Annotated in this window: 27 protein-coding genes; all 27 read left to right on the top strand. The window is 43.6% G+C overall.

The window, feature by feature from the left end; genetic code table 11:
• Positions 1 to 341: 341 nt before the first annotated feature.
• The 27 genes from rpsJ (at position 342) to ACTXGK_RS26860 (ending at position 14,079) form a co-directional block, all read left to right on the top strand.
• Complete coding sequence (gene rpsJ, locus ACTXGK_RS26990; protein WP_010196670.1) at positions 342 to 653, top strand: 30S ribosomal protein S10; 312 nt, start codon at positions 342 to 344, stop codon at positions 651 to 653.
• Positions 654 to 702: 49 nt separating this feature from the next.
• Positions 703 to 1,341: a 50S ribosomal protein L3 gene (gene rplC, locus ACTXGK_RS26985; RefSeq protein ID WP_201599214.1), complete on the top strand. Its 639-nt coding sequence runs from the start codon at positions 703 to 705 to the stop codon at positions 1,339 to 1,341.
• Positions 1,342 to 1,355: 14 nt separating this feature from the next.
• Positions 1,356 to 1,958, top strand: coding sequence for a 50S ribosomal protein L4 (gene rplD, locus ACTXGK_RS26980; RefSeq protein WP_075106934.1), 603 nt, complete (start codon positions 1,356 to 1,358; stop codon positions 1,956 to 1,958).
• Positions 1,955 to 2,305 carry a 50S ribosomal protein L23 gene (gene rplW, locus ACTXGK_RS26975; protein WP_319052268.1) on the top strand — a complete coding sequence of 117 codons (351 nt, stop codon included), beginning with the start codon at positions 1,955 to 1,957 and terminating at the stop codon, positions 2,303 to 2,305. Before rplD ends, rplW begins: the two co-directional genes overlap by 4 nt.
• An 11-nt stretch (positions 2,306 to 2,316) precedes the next feature.
• Complete coding sequence (gene rplB / locus ACTXGK_RS26970; protein ID WP_058025575.1) at positions 2,317 to 3,144, top strand: 50S ribosomal protein L2; 828 nt, start codon at positions 2,317 to 2,319, stop codon at positions 3,142 to 3,144.
• Positions 3,145 to 3,156: 12 nt separating this feature from the next.
• Positions 3,157 to 3,432, top strand: a complete 276-nt coding sequence (gene rpsS / locus ACTXGK_RS26965) for a 30S ribosomal protein S19 (RefSeq protein ID WP_010196682.1) — start codon at positions 3,157 to 3,159, stop codon at positions 3,430 to 3,432.
• Positions 3,433 to 3,442: 10 nt separating this feature from the next.
• The gene (rplV, locus tag ACTXGK_RS26960; RefSeq protein WP_021813373.1) at positions 3,443 to 3,772 is read left to right on the top strand and encodes a 50S ribosomal protein L22; all 330 of its coding nucleotides are present in this window, start codon (positions 3,443 to 3,445) and stop codon (positions 3,770 to 3,772) included.
• A 3-nt stretch (positions 3,773 to 3,775) separates the two neighbouring features.
• Positions 3,776 to 4,504, top strand: coding sequence for a 30S ribosomal protein S3 (rpsC, locus tag ACTXGK_RS26955; RefSeq protein WP_201599216.1), 729 nt, complete (start codon positions 3,776 to 3,778; stop codon positions 4,502 to 4,504).
• 3 nt (positions 4,505 to 4,507) lie between these two features.
• Positions 4,508 to 4,921, top strand: coding sequence for a 50S ribosomal protein L16 (gene rplP, locus ACTXGK_RS26950; protein WP_010196693.1), 414 nt, complete (start codon positions 4,508 to 4,510; stop codon positions 4,919 to 4,921).
• A complete protein-coding gene (gene rpmC / locus ACTXGK_RS26945) occupies positions 4,921 to 5,118 on the top strand; it encodes a 50S ribosomal protein L29 (RefSeq protein ID WP_110923946.1) in 198 nt (65 codons plus the stop codon). Before rplP ends, rpmC begins: the two co-directional genes overlap by 1 nt.
• The gene (gene rpsQ, locus ACTXGK_RS26940) at positions 5,115 to 5,390 is read left to right on the top strand and encodes a 30S ribosomal protein S17 (RefSeq protein WP_021813375.1); all 276 of its coding nucleotides are present in this window, start codon (positions 5,115 to 5,117) and stop codon (positions 5,388 to 5,390) included. The genes rpmC and rpsQ overlap by 4 nt, the downstream gene beginning before the upstream one ends.
• Before the next feature lie 183 nt (positions 5,391 to 5,573).
• A complete protein-coding gene (gene rplN, locus ACTXGK_RS26935; RefSeq protein WP_010196702.1) occupies positions 5,574 to 5,942 on the top strand; it encodes a 50S ribosomal protein L14 in 369 nt (122 codons plus the stop codon).
• 8 nt (positions 5,943 to 5,950) lie between these two features.
• Positions 5,951 to 6,268 (top strand): 50S ribosomal protein L24, encoded by a 318-nt coding sequence (rplX, locus tag ACTXGK_RS26930; RefSeq protein WP_011279796.1) that lies wholly within the window; start codon positions 5,951 to 5,953, stop codon positions 6,266 to 6,268.
• Positions 6,269 to 6,289: 21 nt separating this feature from the next.
• Positions 6,290 to 6,826 carry a 50S ribosomal protein L5 gene (rplE, locus tag ACTXGK_RS26925; protein ID WP_057758706.1) on the top strand — a complete coding sequence of 179 codons (537 nt, stop codon included), beginning with the start codon at positions 6,290 to 6,292 and terminating at the stop codon, positions 6,824 to 6,826.
• 12 nt (positions 6,827 to 6,838) lie between these two features.
• The gene (gene rpsN, locus ACTXGK_RS26920) at positions 6,839 to 7,144 is read left to right on the top strand and encodes a 30S ribosomal protein S14 (RefSeq protein WP_193006033.1); all 306 of its coding nucleotides are present in this window, start codon (positions 6,839 to 6,841) and stop codon (positions 7,142 to 7,144) included.
• A gap of 11 nt (positions 7,145 to 7,155) precedes the next feature.
• The gene (gene rpsH, locus ACTXGK_RS26915) at positions 7,156 to 7,554 is read left to right on the top strand and encodes a 30S ribosomal protein S8 (RefSeq protein ID WP_057758708.1); all 399 of its coding nucleotides are present in this window, start codon (positions 7,156 to 7,158) and stop codon (positions 7,552 to 7,554) included.
• 176 nt (positions 7,555 to 7,730) lie between these two features.
• Positions 7,731 to 8,264 carry a 50S ribosomal protein L6 gene (rplF, locus tag ACTXGK_RS26910; protein WP_201599217.1) on the top strand — a complete coding sequence of 178 codons (534 nt, stop codon included), beginning with the start codon at positions 7,731 to 7,733 and terminating at the stop codon, positions 8,262 to 8,264.
• Positions 8,265 to 8,275: 11 nt separating this feature from the next.
• Complete coding sequence (rplR, locus tag ACTXGK_RS26905) at positions 8,276 to 8,626, top strand: 50S ribosomal protein L18 (RefSeq protein WP_057758713.1); 351 nt, start codon at positions 8,276 to 8,278, stop codon at positions 8,624 to 8,626.
• Between the two features lie 2 nt (positions 8,627 to 8,628).
• Complete coding sequence (gene rpsE, locus ACTXGK_RS26900; RefSeq protein WP_010196711.1) at positions 8,629 to 9,144, top strand: 30S ribosomal protein S5; 516 nt, start codon at positions 8,629 to 8,631, stop codon at positions 9,142 to 9,144.
• Between the two features lie 20 nt (positions 9,145 to 9,164).
• Entirely contained in the window at positions 9,165 to 9,344 is a 180-nt protein-coding gene (gene rpmD, locus ACTXGK_RS26895) for a 50S ribosomal protein L30 (RefSeq protein ID WP_057758718.1), read from the top strand.
• Positions 9,344 to 9,784 carry a 50S ribosomal protein L15 gene (rplO, locus tag ACTXGK_RS26890; RefSeq protein WP_057758719.1) on the top strand — a complete coding sequence of 147 codons (441 nt, stop codon included), beginning with the start codon at positions 9,344 to 9,346 and terminating at the stop codon, positions 9,782 to 9,784. Before rpmD ends, rplO begins: the two co-directional genes overlap by 1 nt.
• A gap of 19 nt (positions 9,785 to 9,803) precedes the next feature.
• The gene (secY, locus tag ACTXGK_RS26885; protein WP_404693603.1) at positions 9,804 to 11,135 is read left to right on the top strand and encodes a preprotein translocase subunit SecY; all 1,332 of its coding nucleotides are present in this window, start codon (positions 9,804 to 9,806) and stop codon (positions 11,133 to 11,135) included.
• A gap of 30 nt (positions 11,136 to 11,165) precedes the next feature.
• Entirely contained in the window at positions 11,166 to 11,282 is a 117-nt protein-coding gene (gene rpmJ, locus ACTXGK_RS26880) for a 50S ribosomal protein L36 (protein ID WP_010196721.1), read from the top strand.
• Positions 11,283 to 11,534: 252 nt separating this feature from the next.
• Positions 11,535 to 11,891 (top strand): 30S ribosomal protein S13, encoded by a 357-nt coding sequence (rpsM, locus tag ACTXGK_RS26875; RefSeq protein WP_021813384.1) that lies wholly within the window; start codon positions 11,535 to 11,537, stop codon positions 11,889 to 11,891.
• A 20-nt stretch (positions 11,892 to 11,911) separates the two neighbouring features.
• Positions 11,912 to 12,301 carry a 30S ribosomal protein S11 gene (rpsK, locus tag ACTXGK_RS26870; RefSeq protein ID WP_045454458.1) on the top strand — a complete coding sequence of 130 codons (390 nt, stop codon included), beginning with the start codon at positions 11,912 to 11,914 and terminating at the stop codon, positions 12,299 to 12,301.
• 48 nt (positions 12,302 to 12,349) lie between these two features.
• Positions 12,350 to 12,991 carry a 30S ribosomal protein S4 gene (rpsD, locus tag ACTXGK_RS26865; RefSeq protein ID WP_058025563.1) on the top strand — a complete coding sequence of 214 codons (642 nt, stop codon included), beginning with the start codon at positions 12,350 to 12,352 and terminating at the stop codon, positions 12,989 to 12,991.
• Positions 12,992 to 13,071: 80 nt separating this feature from the next.
• Positions 13,072 to 14,079, top strand: coding sequence for a DNA-directed RNA polymerase subunit alpha (locus tag ACTXGK_RS26860; protein ID WP_201599219.1), 1,008 nt, complete (start codon positions 13,072 to 13,074; stop codon positions 14,077 to 14,079).
• Positions 14,080 to 14,094 lie beyond the last annotated feature (15 nt).

The following is a 14,094-nucleotide window of genomic DNA, read 5'->3' as shown; positions in this document are numbered from 1 at the left end:
TGGTATCTTTCATCACTTCAGAGATTGCCCTTGCAATGCCTAAAATACTGTGTATAATATACACCACTGAATTATATATGCGCAGCTGAATAAAAAAGCTGGCGCTATTACAGCTGGAGCATCGTTTCTAGCACTATTTCATTATGCCTTTGCTGACATCCATTATAGGAGAGTTGGCGGGGCTTTAAACTATTTTGCTTTTGGCACGCTATAAGTTCGGATAAAGAACTCATTCTGGTTAAGAACAGAAGGCCGCTTTAAGTGAATATTTAACCAAACTGCTTTTGATCATGATCTTGCGACGCAAGAATGACGAAAGCACATATTAGGAGCTTGCTGGCATGGCTAACCAGAGAATCCGTATCCGTCTTAAGTCTTTTGATCATCGTCTGATCGATCAATCTGCACAAGAGATTGTTGATACTGCAAAGCGCACCGGTGCGCAAGTTTGTGGTCCTGTACCGTTGCCGACTCGCATTGAGCGCTTCAACGTTCTAACCTCACCACACGTTAACAAAGACGCGCGTGACCAGTACGAAATTCGTACTCACAAGCGTATGGTTGATATCGTTCAGCCTACTGACAAAACTGTGGATGCGCTAATGAAATTAGATTTAGCGGCGGGTGTTGACGTCCAAATTGCTTTGGGTTAATGCACATTACACACCCAACCCATTAATATAAGATATAAAGAGGTCTAAAATGGCGATCGGTTTAGTCGGTAAAAAATGCGGCATGACCCGTGTCTTCACTGAAACAGGCGCATCTATCCCTGTAACAGTGGTTGAGGTCGATGCAAACCGCATTACTCAAGTAAAAAATACTGATGTAGATGGTTACCAAGCCATCCAAATCACCACAGGTACTCGTCGTGACAGCCGCGTAACAGCCGCACAAAAAGGTCACTTCGCGAAAGCTGGCGTTAAAGCTGGCCGTGGTGTTTGGGAATTTCGTGTCAACGATAGCGATCTTGAAGGTCGTGAGATTGGTGGTGAGATTCTAGCTGACTTGTTCGAACAAGGTCAGATGGTTGATGTGACAGGACAGAGCAAAGGTAAAGGCTTCCAGGGCCCTATCAAACGTCACAACTTTAGTATGCAAGATGCTACTCATGGTAACTCAGTGTCTCATCGTGCACATGGTTCAACTGGTCAAAACCAGTCACCAGGTAAAGTATTCAAGGGCAAAAAGATGGCGGGCCAGATGGGTAACAAGCGTGTTACTGTTCAAGGCCTAGAAGTGATTTCGGTTGACGCCGAAAAAGGGTTACTTGTCATCAAGGGTGCTATCCCAGGTGCCACCGGTGGCGATGTTATCGTACGTCCGTCAGTCAAAGCCTAAGCAAGGGGATTAACGTGGATTTAAAAACAGTTACAGGTGCGGCGGTTGAGCTTTCTGATACGGCATTTGGTCGTGAATTCAACGAAGCACTAGTGCATCAAGTCGTCACCGCTTATTTAGCTGGTGCTCGCCAAGGTACACGCGCACAAAAAACCCGTGCCGAAGTTTCTGGCGGTGGTATCAAGCCATGGCGCCAAAAAGGTACTGGTCGCGCTCGTGCGGGCTCTATTCGTAGCCCAATCTGGCGTTCAGGTGGTCGTGCATTCGCTGCAAAACCACAAGATTGGTCACAGAAAGTAAACCGTAAAATGTATCGCGGTGCGATGCAGTGCATCCTAGCAGAATTGATTCGTCAAGAGCGTCTGATTTTGGTAGAAGAGTTGAGCGTTTCTGGGCCGAAAACTAAAGAACTGATTGCAAAGCTAAATGAGCTTGGTGCACCTCGTGCATTAATCGTCACCAAAGAAGTTGACGAAAACTTATACTTAGCTGCTCGCAACATTCCGCACGTCAATGTACTTGGTACAAACGAAGTGGATCCAGTGAGCTTGATCGCATTTGATAAAGTGATCATGTCAGTTGAAGCTGCGAAACAATTTGAGGAAGCACTAGCATGAACAACGCAAGACTTTATCAGGTCTTAAGAGGACCTGTATTCTCAGAAAAATCTCAAATGCTTGGCGACTCACTTGGTGTGCAGGTATTTAAAATTGATTCTAATGCTACTAAGCTTGAAGTCAAGAAAGCAGTTGAGTTGATGTTTGAAGGTGTTGAAGTTACTAAAGTAAACACTTTGAATGTTAAAGGTAAGACAAAGCGTTTTGGTAAAAGCATCGGCCGTCGTAATGACTACAAAAAAGCCTATGTTACCTTAAAAGCTGGTCAAGATGTACAAATGGCTGATGCTGGTGAAGACGTAGCGAACACTACTACTTCTACTAGTGAAACAGCGAATAACGAATAAGGATTACACTCATGCCTATCGTAAGAGCAAAGCCAACATCACCAGGCCGTCGTTTTGTTGAAAAAGTTGTGCATCCACACCTTTATAAAGGTCGTCCTTATGCAGCGCTTCTAGAATCAAAAAGTAAGTCAGGTGGTCGTAACAATAATGGTCGTATCACTACTCGTCACATTGGCGGTGGTCATAAGCAACATTATCGCATTATCGACTTCAAACGTACTAAAGACAATATTCCAGCTGTGGTAGAGCGTATTGAATACGATCCTAACCGTACTGCACATATTGCACTACTTAAGTATGCTGATGGCGAACGTCGTTACATCATCGCTGCTAAAAAACAAGCAGTTGGCGATACAGTAATGTCAGGCGAGACGTCTCCAATTCGTCCAGGTAACTGCCTACCGCTAAAAAACATCCCATTGGGTACTGTGATTCACAATATCGAGCTTAAAATCGGTAAAGGTGCACAGATGGCTCGTTCTGCGGGTGCTAGCGTTCAGTTATTAGGCCGTGACGGTATCTATGCTATTCTACGTCTACGTTCAGGCGAAACACGCCGTGTACACGTAAACTGCCGTGCTGTTATTGGTGAAGTTTCTAACACTGAAAACAACTTGAAATCACTTGGTAAAGCTGGTGCTTCACGTTGGCGTGGTGTTCGTCCTTCAGTTCGTGGTGTCGCTATGAACCCGGTTGATCACCCACATGGTGGTGGTGAAGGTCGTAACAAAGGTCGCCATCCAACTAGCCCTTGGGGTCAGAAGTCTAAAGGACTTAAAACGCGTCATAACAAGCGTACTGACAACATGATCATCCGCCGTCGCGCCAAGAAGAAATAAAGGAAGAATTTCATGCCTCGTTCATTGAAAAAAGGTCCATTCATAGACGCGCACTTATTTGCTAAAGTTGAGAATGCATTAGACACCAACTCACGCAAGCCAATTAAAACTTGGTCGCGCCGCTCGATGATCCTACCACAAATGGTTGGCCTAACTTTATCTGTCCACAACGGCCGTACTCACGTACCGGTTATCGTAAGTGAGCAGATGGTTGGTCATAAACTAGGTGAATTTGCCCCGACTCGTACGTATCGTGGTCATGGCATTGACAAAAAAGCTAAGAGATAAGGTGCTTACCATGGAAGTAACTGCAAAATTACGCGGTGCCGCCATATCGGCACAAAAAGTTAGACTCGTTGCTGATGAAGTTCGTGGCAAATCTATTGAGCGTGCTTTGGATATCCTAACGTATAGCAATAAAAAAGGCGCTGTGTTTGTTAAGAAATGTCTTAACTCAGCCATCGCCAATGCCGAACATAATCACGGCCTAGATATCGACGACCTTAAAGTCGCTACTATCTATGTTGATGAAGGCATTACGCTAAAACGTATCCTACCACGTGCCAAAGGTCGCGCTGATCGTATCAGCAAGCGTACTTGTCACATCACTATAAAGGTAGGAGAATAAGTTATGGGTCAAAAAGTACATCCAATCGGAATTCGTCTTGGTGTTGTAAAAAAGCATAATGCAAACTGGTATGCTAACCCTAAACAATACTCAGAATACCTAATCAACGACATTCAAGTCCGTGAATATTTACGCAAAAAGCTAGATAACGCAATGATCAGCAACATCATGATCGAGCGTCCTACTGGCGCTGCTAAGATTACCATCGCCACTGCGCGCCCTGGTATTGTTATCGGTAAGAAAGGCGAAGATATCGAAAGACTTCAAAAAGAATTGACCAAAATTATGGGCGTACCTGCTCAGGTCAACATTGAAGAAATCACGTCACCTGACCTTGATGCACGTTTGGTAGCAGAAGGTATCAGTAGCCAGCTTGAGCGTCGCGTTATGTTCCGTCGTGCGATGAAGCGCGCCGTACAAAACAGCATGCGTTCTGGTGCTAAAGGTATTAAAGTTGAGCTGTCTGGTCGTCTTGGCGGTGCTGAGATTGCTCGTAGCGAATGGTATCGTGAAGGCCGTGTGCCATTGCATACACTTCGTGCTGATATTGACTATGCGTCAATTCGTGCAGAGACAACTTACGGCACCATTGGTGTTAAAGTTTGGATTTTCCGCGGAGAGATCCTTGACGGTATGAACAGTGTTTATAATCCCGTCAAAGAAGAGCAGACTCGTGCGCCAAAACGCCGTGGTCGCGGAAACGGAAACCGTCGAAACTCAGACAGAGGTTAAACTATGTTACAGCCAAAACGTACCAAGTTTCGTAAAATGCACAAAGGTCGTAACACTGGGCTAGCTCATCGTGGAAGCACCGTTGCATTCGGACAAATTGGTCTAAAATCATTGACGCGCGGTCGTATGACAGCCCGTCAAATCGAAGCAGCACGTCGTACCATCACTCGTAAAATTAAGCGTGGCGGTAAGATTTGGATTCGTGTATTCCCAGACAAGCCTATTACCAACAAACCATTAGAAGTACGTATGGGTAAAGGTAAAGGTCCAGTCGAGTACTGGGTATGCGAAATCAAGCCTGGTAAAGTGCTATATGAAATTGAAGGGGTGCCAGAAGAGCTTGCACGTGAAGCTTTCACGCTTGCTGCAGCAAAACTGCCCTTTAAAACTACCATTGTTAAGCGGACGATAATGTAATGAAGATCAGTGAATTACGTGATAAATCATTAGAAGAACTGACCCAGTTACTTGATGAAAAGCAACTTGATGCTTTCCGTATTCGTATGGCTAAAGCAACTGGTCAGTTGGGTAATACCCATGAAGTCAGAGGCAATCGTCGCACGATTGCTCAGCTTCAGACTTTGATCAACGAGAAACAACGAGGCGACTCATGAGCGATAACAATCAAACAGCTACCAATGCTAGCGTATTGACAGGACGAGTTGTCAGCGACAAGATGGACAAGTCCATCACAGTTTTGATTGAGCGTCTGGTTCGTCATCCTTTGTATGGCAAACAGCTTCGTCGTTCTACTAAAATCAAAGCACATGATGAGAACAACGTTTGCCAACAAGGCGACCTTGTCCGTATCAAAGAAACGCGTCCAATCTCAAAAACTAAGTCTTGGACTTTAGTTGATGTGGTTGAAAAAGTAGAAAAAATCTAAGTAAATTGCATTAAAAGCCAGAAGCTGTTAAAATAGCCGCCTTTTTAAGGATGCTGATTGCGCCGAGCGTATATCACTCACATTAAGAGTAAGTTGCGGTTATTTATATTAAAATGCCGTCCTACTCATTCTGTGCTAGCGGCAGCAACTGGTTTTTATTGCTCATACGTGTGGAGTAACGCTATGATTCAGGTTGAGTCAATGCTGGAAGTTGCAGACAATAGCGGTGCAAGGCGAGTTCAGTGCATTAAAGTACTGGGTGGTTCTCATCGTCGTTATGCATCAGTTGGCGACATTATTAAAGTAACGGTTAAAGAAGCCATTCCTCGTGGTCGTGTTAAAAAAGGCGACGTGATGAATGCAGTAGTTGTACGTACCAAAAAAGGCGTTCGTCGTCCAGATGGTTCTGTGTTACGTTTTGATGACAATGCTGCGGTATTGTTGAACCAAAACAAAGCGCCGATTGCAACTCGTATTTTTGGACCGGTAACTCGTGAACTACGTGGTGATCAGTTTATGAAAATTGTATCACTAGCACCAGAAGTATTGTGAGGTAATCCATGTCAAAATTACGTAAAGGCGATACAGTTATCGTGATTGCTGGGAAAGACAAAGGCAAGCAGGGTACTGTACAAGCTGTAAAAAACGATCGTATTAAAGTTGAAGGCATTAATATTGTCACTAAACATCAGAAGCCAAATCAGGCAACTGGCGTTGAAGGTGGCATTCTTAAGCAAGAAGCTTTTCTGCATATCTCAAATGTCGCAATCTTAAATGCGCAAACCCAAAAAGCAGACCGTATTACTTATCAGTTTGGCGAAGATGGCAAGAAACAACGCGTCTATCGTTCAAACGGTGAAGTAGTGGCGACTGCGTAAGACACTAAGGGTGTAATGGTAATGGCAAGATTAAAATCTTTATATAACGATAAATTAAAGCAGCAAATCAAAGAAGATCTTGGTTTGGACAACGTGATGCAAGTGCCTAAAATCACTAAAATCACACTTAACATGGGTGTGGGCGGCGCGTCTCAAGACAAAAAATTGCTTGAAGGTGCTGTAGCTGACATGACCGCGATTGCTGGTCAAAAACCTGTTGTCACCAAAGCGCGTAAATCAGTTGCTGGCTTTAAGATTCGTGAAGAATGGCCAATTGGCTGTAAAGTAACGCTACGCGGTGAGCAAATGTACGAATTTTTAGATCGTCTCGTTGCCATTGCAATTCCTCGTATTCGTGATTTCCGCGGTTTTTCACCTAAAGCCTTTGACGGACGTGGTAACTACTCATTGGGTATCAAAGAACAGATCGTATTCCCAGAAGTAGATTTTGACAAGATTGACCGTATCCGTGGTATGGATGTGACAATCACCACGTCAGCTCAATCTGATGAAGAAGGTCGTGCGTTGCTTAAAGCATTCGGCTTCCCATTTAAATAAGGTAAAGACGTTATGGCAAAGAAGAGCATGATTAACCGCGAATTAAAGCGCGAAAAAATGGTTGCTAAATATGCTGAAAAGCGTATCAAGCTAAAAGAAACTATCAGTGATATGACTGCAAGTGACGAAGCTCGTATGGAAGCGATGTTAGAGCTACAAGCTCTTCCACGCAATTCATCACCAGTACGTCTGCGTAATCGTTGCGCTATCACCGGTCGTCCTCACGGTTACTTCCGCAAGTTTGGCTTATCACGCAATATGCTGCGTGAGCGTGTCATGCAAGGCGATGTGCCTGGTGTTCGTAAAGCAAGCTGGTAAGGAGTAACTATATGAGTATGCAAGATACCGTTGGGGATATGCTAACCCGTATCCGTAACGCACAAATGGCTAACAAAGTATCGGTAGCAATGCCGAGCTCTAAATTACGTAAATCAATTGCTGATTTGCTAGTTAGCGAAGGTTATGTGGCGAGCGCCGTTGTTACTGAGCAAGAAAACAACAAAGCAACCCTTACTATTGAATTGAAATACTTCGAAGGCCGTGCGGTTATCGAAACTATTCAACGTTATAGCCGCCCTGGTCTTCGCCAGTTCCGCGGTAAAGACGAAATCCCTACTGTTAAGCAAGGTATGGGTGTTGCTATCGTATCTACTAGCCAAGGTATCATGAGCGATCGTGCTGCACGCGCTGCTGGTATCGGTGGTGAAATCGTTGCATTTGTAGCGTAAGCTATACGACGATGAAGTCTATTTGATGTTTGTTAGGCTTCTATCGATTGAGTAATGTTAAGTTATTTCAAATTGATAGGTGTCTAACACAGTCAACTATGCTAAACTAACACGCTTTTTAGCCTGTTAGTTTTTTCGCTAATATAAAGAAGTTAAATTTTTTAAGGAATATTCCTATGTCTCGTGTGGCTAAAGCCCCAGTGACGCTGCCAAATGGCGTAAGCGTTACTTTGAACGATCGGCAGGTCGAAGTTAAAGGCAAGAACGGTACTATGTCTTTACACCTGCATGAATTGGTCGAGCTGAAACAGGAAGATGATGCTATCATTTTCTCACCTACAGTCGATTCAAAAGAAGCTATGATGCACACTGGCACCATGCGCGCTCTTATTAACAACTATGTTAAAGGCGTGAACGAAGGCTTTGAAAGACGTCTTCAGTTAATTGGTGTTGGTTATCGCGCACAAGTTGCTGGTAACAAAGTAACCTTAAACGTTGGTTACTCTCATCCAGTAGAGTACACGTTACCTGAAGGTGTGTCAGCTGAAACCCCAACGCAAACTGAAATTGTTTTGAAATCAAACAATAAACAGCAGCTTGGTCAAGCAGCGGCTAATATCCGTGGTTTCCGCCCACCTGAGCCTTATAAAGGTAAAGGTATTCGTTATAGTGACGAGCATGTGATTCGCAAAGAAGCTAAGAAAAAATAAGGTGAGTTGAAATGTTTGATAAAAAAGCAGCTCGTCTGCGTCGAGCTAAGAAAACACGCGCACATATCCGTTTCTTAGGCGTTCATCGCTTAACGGTTAACCGCACGTCAAAACATATTTATGCCCAGATTATCTCTCCAAATGGTGGTGAAGTGATTGCTCAGGCATCTACCTTAGACAGCAGCTTGCGTTCAGGCGCGACTGGTAATGCTGATTCAGCAACGTCTGTAGGCCAAATGATCGCAGAACGCGCAAAAGCAGCTGGCATTACTAAAGTTGCCTTTGACCGTAGTGGTTTCAAATATCATGGTCGAGTTAAAGCTTTAGCAGAAGCTGCTCGCGAAAACGGATTGGAGTTTTAATCATGGCTAGAAATGATAAAAATGATAAAAATGAACAGACTGACGGTCTAGTAGAACGCTTAGTTACCGTTGATCGCGTTGCAAAAGTTGTTAAAGGTGGTCGTATTTTCTCTTTCACTGCGTTGACCGTAGTGGGAGATGGCAATGGTCGTGTTGGTTTTGGTCGTGGTAAAGCGCGTGAAGTGCCTGCTGCTATCCAAAAAGCACTAGAAGCTGCCAAACGTAATATGATTACTGTTGAGCTAAATGATGCAACTTTGTATCATCCGATCAAAGCACGTCATGGTGCTAGTAAAGTCTACATGCAGCCTGCATCTGAAGGTACTGGCGTAATCGCTGGTGGCGCAATGCGTGCTGTATTAGAAGTTGCTGGTGTCAAAGATGTTTTGACTAAATGTTATGGTTCTACCAATACTGCTAACGTTGTTCGTGCAACGTTTAACGGTTTACGTGATATGTCAACTCCAGAGAAGATGGCAGCTAAACGTGGTAAATCTGTAGACGAAATCTTGGGTTAACTTAGACTAGGTGAGTTACGATGAAAAAAATGAAAGTCACTCAATTTAAATCGGGTGCCCATCGCCTAAAGAGCCACAAAGCGAGCTTGAAAGGATTGGGTTTACGCCGCATTAATCACACTGTTGTAGTAGAAGATACTCCTTCAACACGTGGTATGGTTAATCGCGTTAACTACATGGTAAAAGTGGAGGAAGCGTAATGGGTCTTAGATTAAATGAATTATCACCAGGTGTTGGCGCAAAGAAAACTGCCCAACGTCGTGGTCGTGGTATCGGTTCAGGTCTTGGTAAGACTGGTGGTCGTGGTGTAAAAGGTCAGAAATCTCGTTCAGGTTCTAGCATTCGCTCAGGATTTGAAGGTGGTCAAATGCCTTTATATCGTCGTCTACCAAAATTCGGTTTTACCAGTAAACTGGCTATGAAGACTGCTGAAGTACGTCTTTCTGAACTGAATAAAATTGAAGGCGATGTAGTTAGCCTTGAAACACTTAAAGCTGCTAACCTTATCCGTCACGATATGAAACGTGCTCGTGTAATGCTATCAGGTGAAGTCACTAAAGCTTATACTTTCAAAGGTATAAAAGTGACTAAAGGTGCTAAGCAAGCAATCGAAGCTGCTGGTGGTAGCATCGAGGAGTAGTAACGTGTCAAAGCAATCAATGTCATCGGCTGGTATACCGCTTAATCCATTCGCATTTATACGCAAGTATGATGAGCTATGGTCGCGTTTATTGTTCTTAATCGGCGCATTGATTGTTTATCGTTTAGGGTCACACATTCCAGTCCCGGGTATTAATCCGGTTAATCTGGCTGATCTGTTTTCGCGCAACGAAAATACCATCTTGAGCATGTTTAACATGTTCTCAGGTGGTGCGCTAGAGCGTATGTCTATTATGGCGCTTGGCATCATGCCATATATCTCAGCATCGATTATCGTACAGATGATGTCTGCGGTATTGCCATCGCTTGAAGCTCTCAAAAAAGAGGGTGAAGCGGGACGACGCAAGCTGAACAAGTATACCCGTCAAGGAACGCTTGCTTTAGCACTAGTACAGTCATTAGGAATGTGTGCTGGCTTAATCAGCCAAAATCTTACCTTATCATCTGGTCTGACTTTCTATATTCCAGCCGTTACTTCATTGGTAGCGGGCGCAATGTTCTTGATGTGGCTTGGTGAGCAGATTACAGAACGCGGCGTTGGTAATGGTATATCAATGCTCATTTTTGCGAGTATTGTTGCTGGTACGCCAGGTATGATTTCGCAATCTATCGAACAGGTCAATCAAGGTCAAATGAACTTGATTGTATTATTTATTTTTGTATTGTTAGGCATCGCGGTCACTGCAGGTATCGTTTATATTGAACGTGCTCAGCGCCGTGTTCCTGTCAACTATGCACAGAAGCAACAGCAAGGTCGCAAAATCTATGCTCAGCAGCAGTCACATTTGCCGTTGAAGCTCAACATGGCAGGGGTTATCCCAGCTATTTTTGCCAGTTCTTTGTTGTTATTTCCAGCAAGTTTAGGGCAATGGGTTGGTCAATCAACTGATCCTACCTTCGTACAAAAAATATTACAAAATATGGCATTGGTACTGTCTCCTGGACAACCGCTATATTTAGTACTGTTTGGTGCAATGATTATTTTCTTCTGTTATTTTTATACGGCACTAGTATTTAGTCCACGTGAAGTAGCAGAGAACCTTAAACGTAGTGGTGCGTATATCCCAGGTATCCGCCCCGGACAACAAACTCAGCGTTACCTCGATCATGTATTAAACCGACTGACCTTTATTGGCGCGATGTATATGACGGTTATTTGTTTAATGCCAATGGTCGTCCAGTCATCGTTTGGTGTACCGTTTCAACTTGGTGGTACGTCGCTACTGATTATGGTGGTTGTGGTAATGGATTTCATCTCGCAGATTCAAGCGCATTTGATGACCCATCAATATCATGATCAGACGTTAATTCAATCGCCCACTCAATCTTAATGAGCGGTACGATATTTCAAGGAGCATGCTATGAAAGTTCAAGCATCAGTTAAAAAGATTTGTGGTAGCTGTAAAGTTGTGCGCCGTAAAGGCCGTGTACATATTATCTGTACAGCAGAACCGCGCCACAAGCAACGTCAAGGTTAATATCTGATAGCATGAGTTTTTTAACTTTTGTTACCAAATAAATTAATACTTGAAAAATAACGGCGGATGCGATATCATCCGCCACTTGCCGTGTTTATGCAGAATGTTTTATAATGTTTTCGATCGATAGGCTTTTAACTAAGTCAAAAGAACGACTATCGTTATAAAAAATCTAGTATTAACAGCAACAAATCTGAAGAATAATGCCTTATTGATAAATAACGCTTATTTTTCTTTAATGGAGAGAAATCAATGGCTCGTATTGCCGGCGTAAACATTCCGGATAATAAGCATGCTGTTATTTCACTAACTTACATCTTTGGTGTAGGTCGTACCACTGCTCAGAAAATCTTAGAAGCAGTTGGCATTGCCCCTACTACTAAAGTTAGTCAGTTAGATGATACACAGTTAGATGCTATCCGTGCACAAGTTGCAAATTACATGACTGAAGGTGACCTTCGTCGTGAAGTTTCAATGAATATTAAGCGTTTAGTTGATCTTGGTTGTTACCGTGGCATCCGCCATCGTCGTAACCTACCAGTTAGAGGTCAGAACACCAAGAACAACGCTCGTACTCGCAAGGGTCCGACACGTCCTCTCAAAAGATAATTAACTTAGGAAGCTAAAAGATGGCAAAAGACACTCGTAGTCGCAAAAAGGTGACTCGTCGTTCAGTATCGGAGGGCATCGCCCATATCCATGCGTCTTTTAATAACACCATTGTTACGATTACCGATCGTCAAGGTAATGCATTGGCTTGGGCCACTTCAGGTGGACAAGGCTTCCGTGGTTCACGTAAATCTACACCATTTGCAGCTCAGGTTGCAGCTGAAGTCGCTGGTAAAGCGGCTCAAGAATATGGTGTTAAGAATATCGACGTTTTGGTCAAAGGACCAGGACCGGGTCGTGAGTCTGCGGTAAGAGCACTAGGTGCATTGGGTTATAAAGTTAACAGCATCTCTGATGTAACCCCAATCCCACACAATGGTTGCCGTGCGCCGAAAAAGCGCCGCGTCTAATATTAAAGACGAAGCTTTTTATCCCAAAAGCTTATAGGAGACATAACAATGGCCCGTTATATTGGACCAAAACTTAAATTATCACGTCGTGAAGGCACTGACTTAGGTCTTAAGTCTGGCGTTAAACCATACGACGTAAAAACGAAAAAAGCTGGTCGTCCACCAGGTCAACACGGCGTAAGCCGTAACAAGACTTCAGAATATGCTCTACAGTTGCGTGAAAAGCAAAAAGTTAAGCGTATCTACGGTGTATTAGAGCGTCAGTTCGCTAATTACTATAAAGAAGCTGCTCGTAAGCGCGGTGCTACTGGTGAAAACTTGTTAGCTATGCTTGAGAGCCGTCTAGACAACGTGGTATATCGCATGGGCTTTGGCTCAACTCGCGCTGAAGCACGTCAGCTAGTCAGTCATCGTACTGTTATGGTAAAAAAAGCTGGTCGTGATGAGTTTGTTCGTGTGAACATTCCATCAATTCAGCTTCAAGATGGTGATGTCATCGCTATCCAAGAGAAGTCTCGCGAACAGCTACGTATCAAAAACGCTATCGAACTAGCGACACAACGTGGTATTCCAGAATGGCTTGATGTTGATCACAGCAAACTACAAGGCACGTTCAAAAAAGCGCCTGATCGTATTGATCTACCTGCTGAAATCAACGAAAGCTTGATCGTTGAGCTATACTCTAAGTAATAACGTCATGCTCAATGTTATGAAAATGGCATTGAGCAATTAACGTTAATTAAACCAGTTTAATAAATCGAGGTGACATCATGATGCTAAATGCAACTGAGTTTCTAACGCCGAACGCCATTAATGTGGATACGGTTAACGAAACGATTGCGAAAGTCACGCTCGAACCGTTAGAACGCGGCTTTGGGCATACCCTAGGTAATGCTCTGCGTCGCATCTTGTTATCTTCATTACCTGGTGCTGCAGTCATTGAAGCTGAGATTGATGGTGTTGACCATGAATACTCAACGCTTGAAGGACTACAAGAAGACGTACTTGACCTGCTTTTGAACCTAAAAGGCTTGGCAATTACACTTCATGACCAAAATGAAGTATTTTTGACCTTGGATAAACAAGGTCCAGGCACTATTACTGCTGCAGACATCGCGTTACCGCACAATGTTGACATCATCAATCCAGAATTGGTCTTGGGTACATTGAGCGATCGTGGTCATCTTAAGATGCGTTTGCGTGTAGTGATGGGTCGTGGATATGAGCCAGCAAACCAGCGCCGTGAAGATGGTGATACCAGAGCAATTGGACGCTTAAAGCTTGATGCAAGTTTTAGTCCTGTGCTTCGTGTTGCTTATCAGGTTGAGAACGCTCGCGTTGAGCAGCGTACTGATCTTGATCGTCTTATCGTTGAGCTTGAAACTAATGGCACTATAGATCCAGAAGAAGCAATTCGTAAAGCAGCCACTATTTTACAACAACAGATTTCTATCTTTGTTGACCTAGAAGCTGAAGAAGCGCCTGAGCCTGTGAAAGAAAAAGAAGAGGTTGATCCGGTGCTATTACGCCCTGTGGACGATCTTGAACTAACGGTTCGCTCAGCCAACTGCTTGAAAGCTGAAAACATTTACTATATCGGTGATTTGGTACAGCGTTCAGAGACTGAACTTCTAAAAACCCCAAATCTTGGTAAGAAATCATTAACAGAAATCAAGGACGTATTAGCGTCTAAAGATTTAGAGCTCGGTATGCGCCTGGATAACTGGCCACCAGCTGATTTACGTGTTGATGATCGCTTTTCTTATCGTAGCCGTTAAACTTTAAGGATTTTT

It is taken from the genome of Psychrobacter sp. T6-5, assembly GCF_052258485.2.
GTDB lineage: Bacteria > Pseudomonadota > Gammaproteobacteria > Pseudomonadales > Moraxellaceae > Psychrobacter.
This window is presented reverse-complemented; position numbering and strand designations above follow the sequence as displayed.

Coding starts and splice junctions, on each gene's coding strand:
- rpsS (WP_010196682.1), top strand. CDS start 3,157: ATGCCTCGTTCATTGAAAAAAGGTCCATTCATAGACGCGCACTTATTT.
- rpsJ (WP_010196670.1), top strand. CDS start 342: ATGGCTAACCAGAGAATCCGTATCCGTCTTAAGTCTTTTGATCATCGT.
- rplC (WP_201599214.1), top strand. CDS start 703: ATGGCGATCGGTTTAGTCGGTAAAAAATGCGGCATGACCCGTGTCTTC.
- rpmC (WP_110923946.1), top strand. CDS start 4,921: ATGAAGATCAGTGAATTACGTGATAAATCATTAGAAGAACTGACCCAG.
- rplB (WP_058025575.1), top strand. CDS start 2,317: ATGCCTATCGTAAGAGCAAAGCCAACATCACCAGGCCGTCGTTTTGTT.
- rpsC (WP_201599216.1), top strand. CDS start 3,776: ATGGGTCAAAAAGTACATCCAATCGGAATTCGTCTTGGTGTTGTAAAA.
- rpsQ (WP_021813375.1), top strand. CDS start 5,115: ATGAGCGATAACAATCAAACAGCTACCAATGCTAGCGTATTGACAGGA.
- rpsH (WP_057758708.1), top strand. CDS start 7,156: ATGAGTATGCAAGATACCGTTGGGGATATGCTAACCCGTATCCGTAAC.
- rplN (WP_010196702.1), top strand. CDS start 5,574: ATGATTCAGGTTGAGTCAATGCTGGAAGTTGCAGACAATAGCGGTGCA.
- rpsE (WP_010196711.1), top strand. CDS start 8,629: ATGGCTAGAAATGATAAAAATGATAAAAATGAACAGACTGACGGTCTA.
- rplV (WP_021813373.1), top strand. CDS start 3,443: ATGGAAGTAACTGCAAAATTACGCGGTGCCGCCATATCGGCACAAAAA.
- rplO (WP_057758719.1), top strand. CDS start 9,344: ATGGGTCTTAGATTAAATGAATTATCACCAGGTGTTGGCGCAAAGAAA.
- rplX (WP_011279796.1), top strand. CDS start 5,951: ATGTCAAAATTACGTAAAGGCGATACAGTTATCGTGATTGCTGGGAAA.
- rplP (WP_010196693.1), top strand. CDS start 4,508: ATGTTACAGCCAAAACGTACCAAGTTTCGTAAAATGCACAAAGGTCGT.
- rpsN (WP_193006033.1), top strand. CDS start 6,839: ATGGCAAAGAAGAGCATGATTAACCGCGAATTAAAGCGCGAAAAAATG.
- rpsM (WP_021813384.1), top strand. CDS start 11,535: ATGGCTCGTATTGCCGGCGTAAACATTCCGGATAATAAGCATGCTGTT.
- ACTXGK_RS26860 (WP_201599219.1), top strand. CDS start 13,072: ATGATGCTAAATGCAACTGAGTTTCTAACGCCGAACGCCATTAATGTG.
- rpmD (WP_057758718.1), top strand. CDS start 9,165: ATGAAAAAAATGAAAGTCACTCAATTTAAATCGGGTGCCCATCGCCTA.
- rplW (WP_319052268.1), top strand. CDS start 1,955: ATGAACAACGCAAGACTTTATCAGGTCTTAAGAGGACCTGTATTCTCA.
- rpsK (WP_045454458.1), top strand. CDS start 11,912: ATGGCAAAAGACACTCGTAGTCGCAAAAAGGTGACTCGTCGTTCAGTA.
- rplF (WP_201599217.1), top strand. CDS start 7,731: ATGTCTCGTGTGGCTAAAGCCCCAGTGACGCTGCCAAATGGCGTAAGC.
- rplE (WP_057758706.1), top strand. CDS start 6,290: ATGGCAAGATTAAAATCTTTATATAACGATAAATTAAAGCAGCAAATC.
- rpsD (WP_058025563.1), top strand. CDS start 12,350: ATGGCCCGTTATATTGGACCAAAACTTAAATTATCACGTCGTGAAGGC.
- rpmJ (WP_010196721.1), top strand. CDS start 11,166: ATGAAAGTTCAAGCATCAGTTAAAAAGATTTGTGGTAGCTGTAAAGTT.
- secY (WP_404693603.1), top strand. CDS start 9,804: ATGTCATCGGCTGGTATACCGCTTAATCCATTCGCATTTATACGCAAG.
- rplR (WP_057758713.1), top strand. CDS start 8,276: ATGTTTGATAAAAAAGCAGCTCGTCTGCGTCGAGCTAAGAAAACACGC.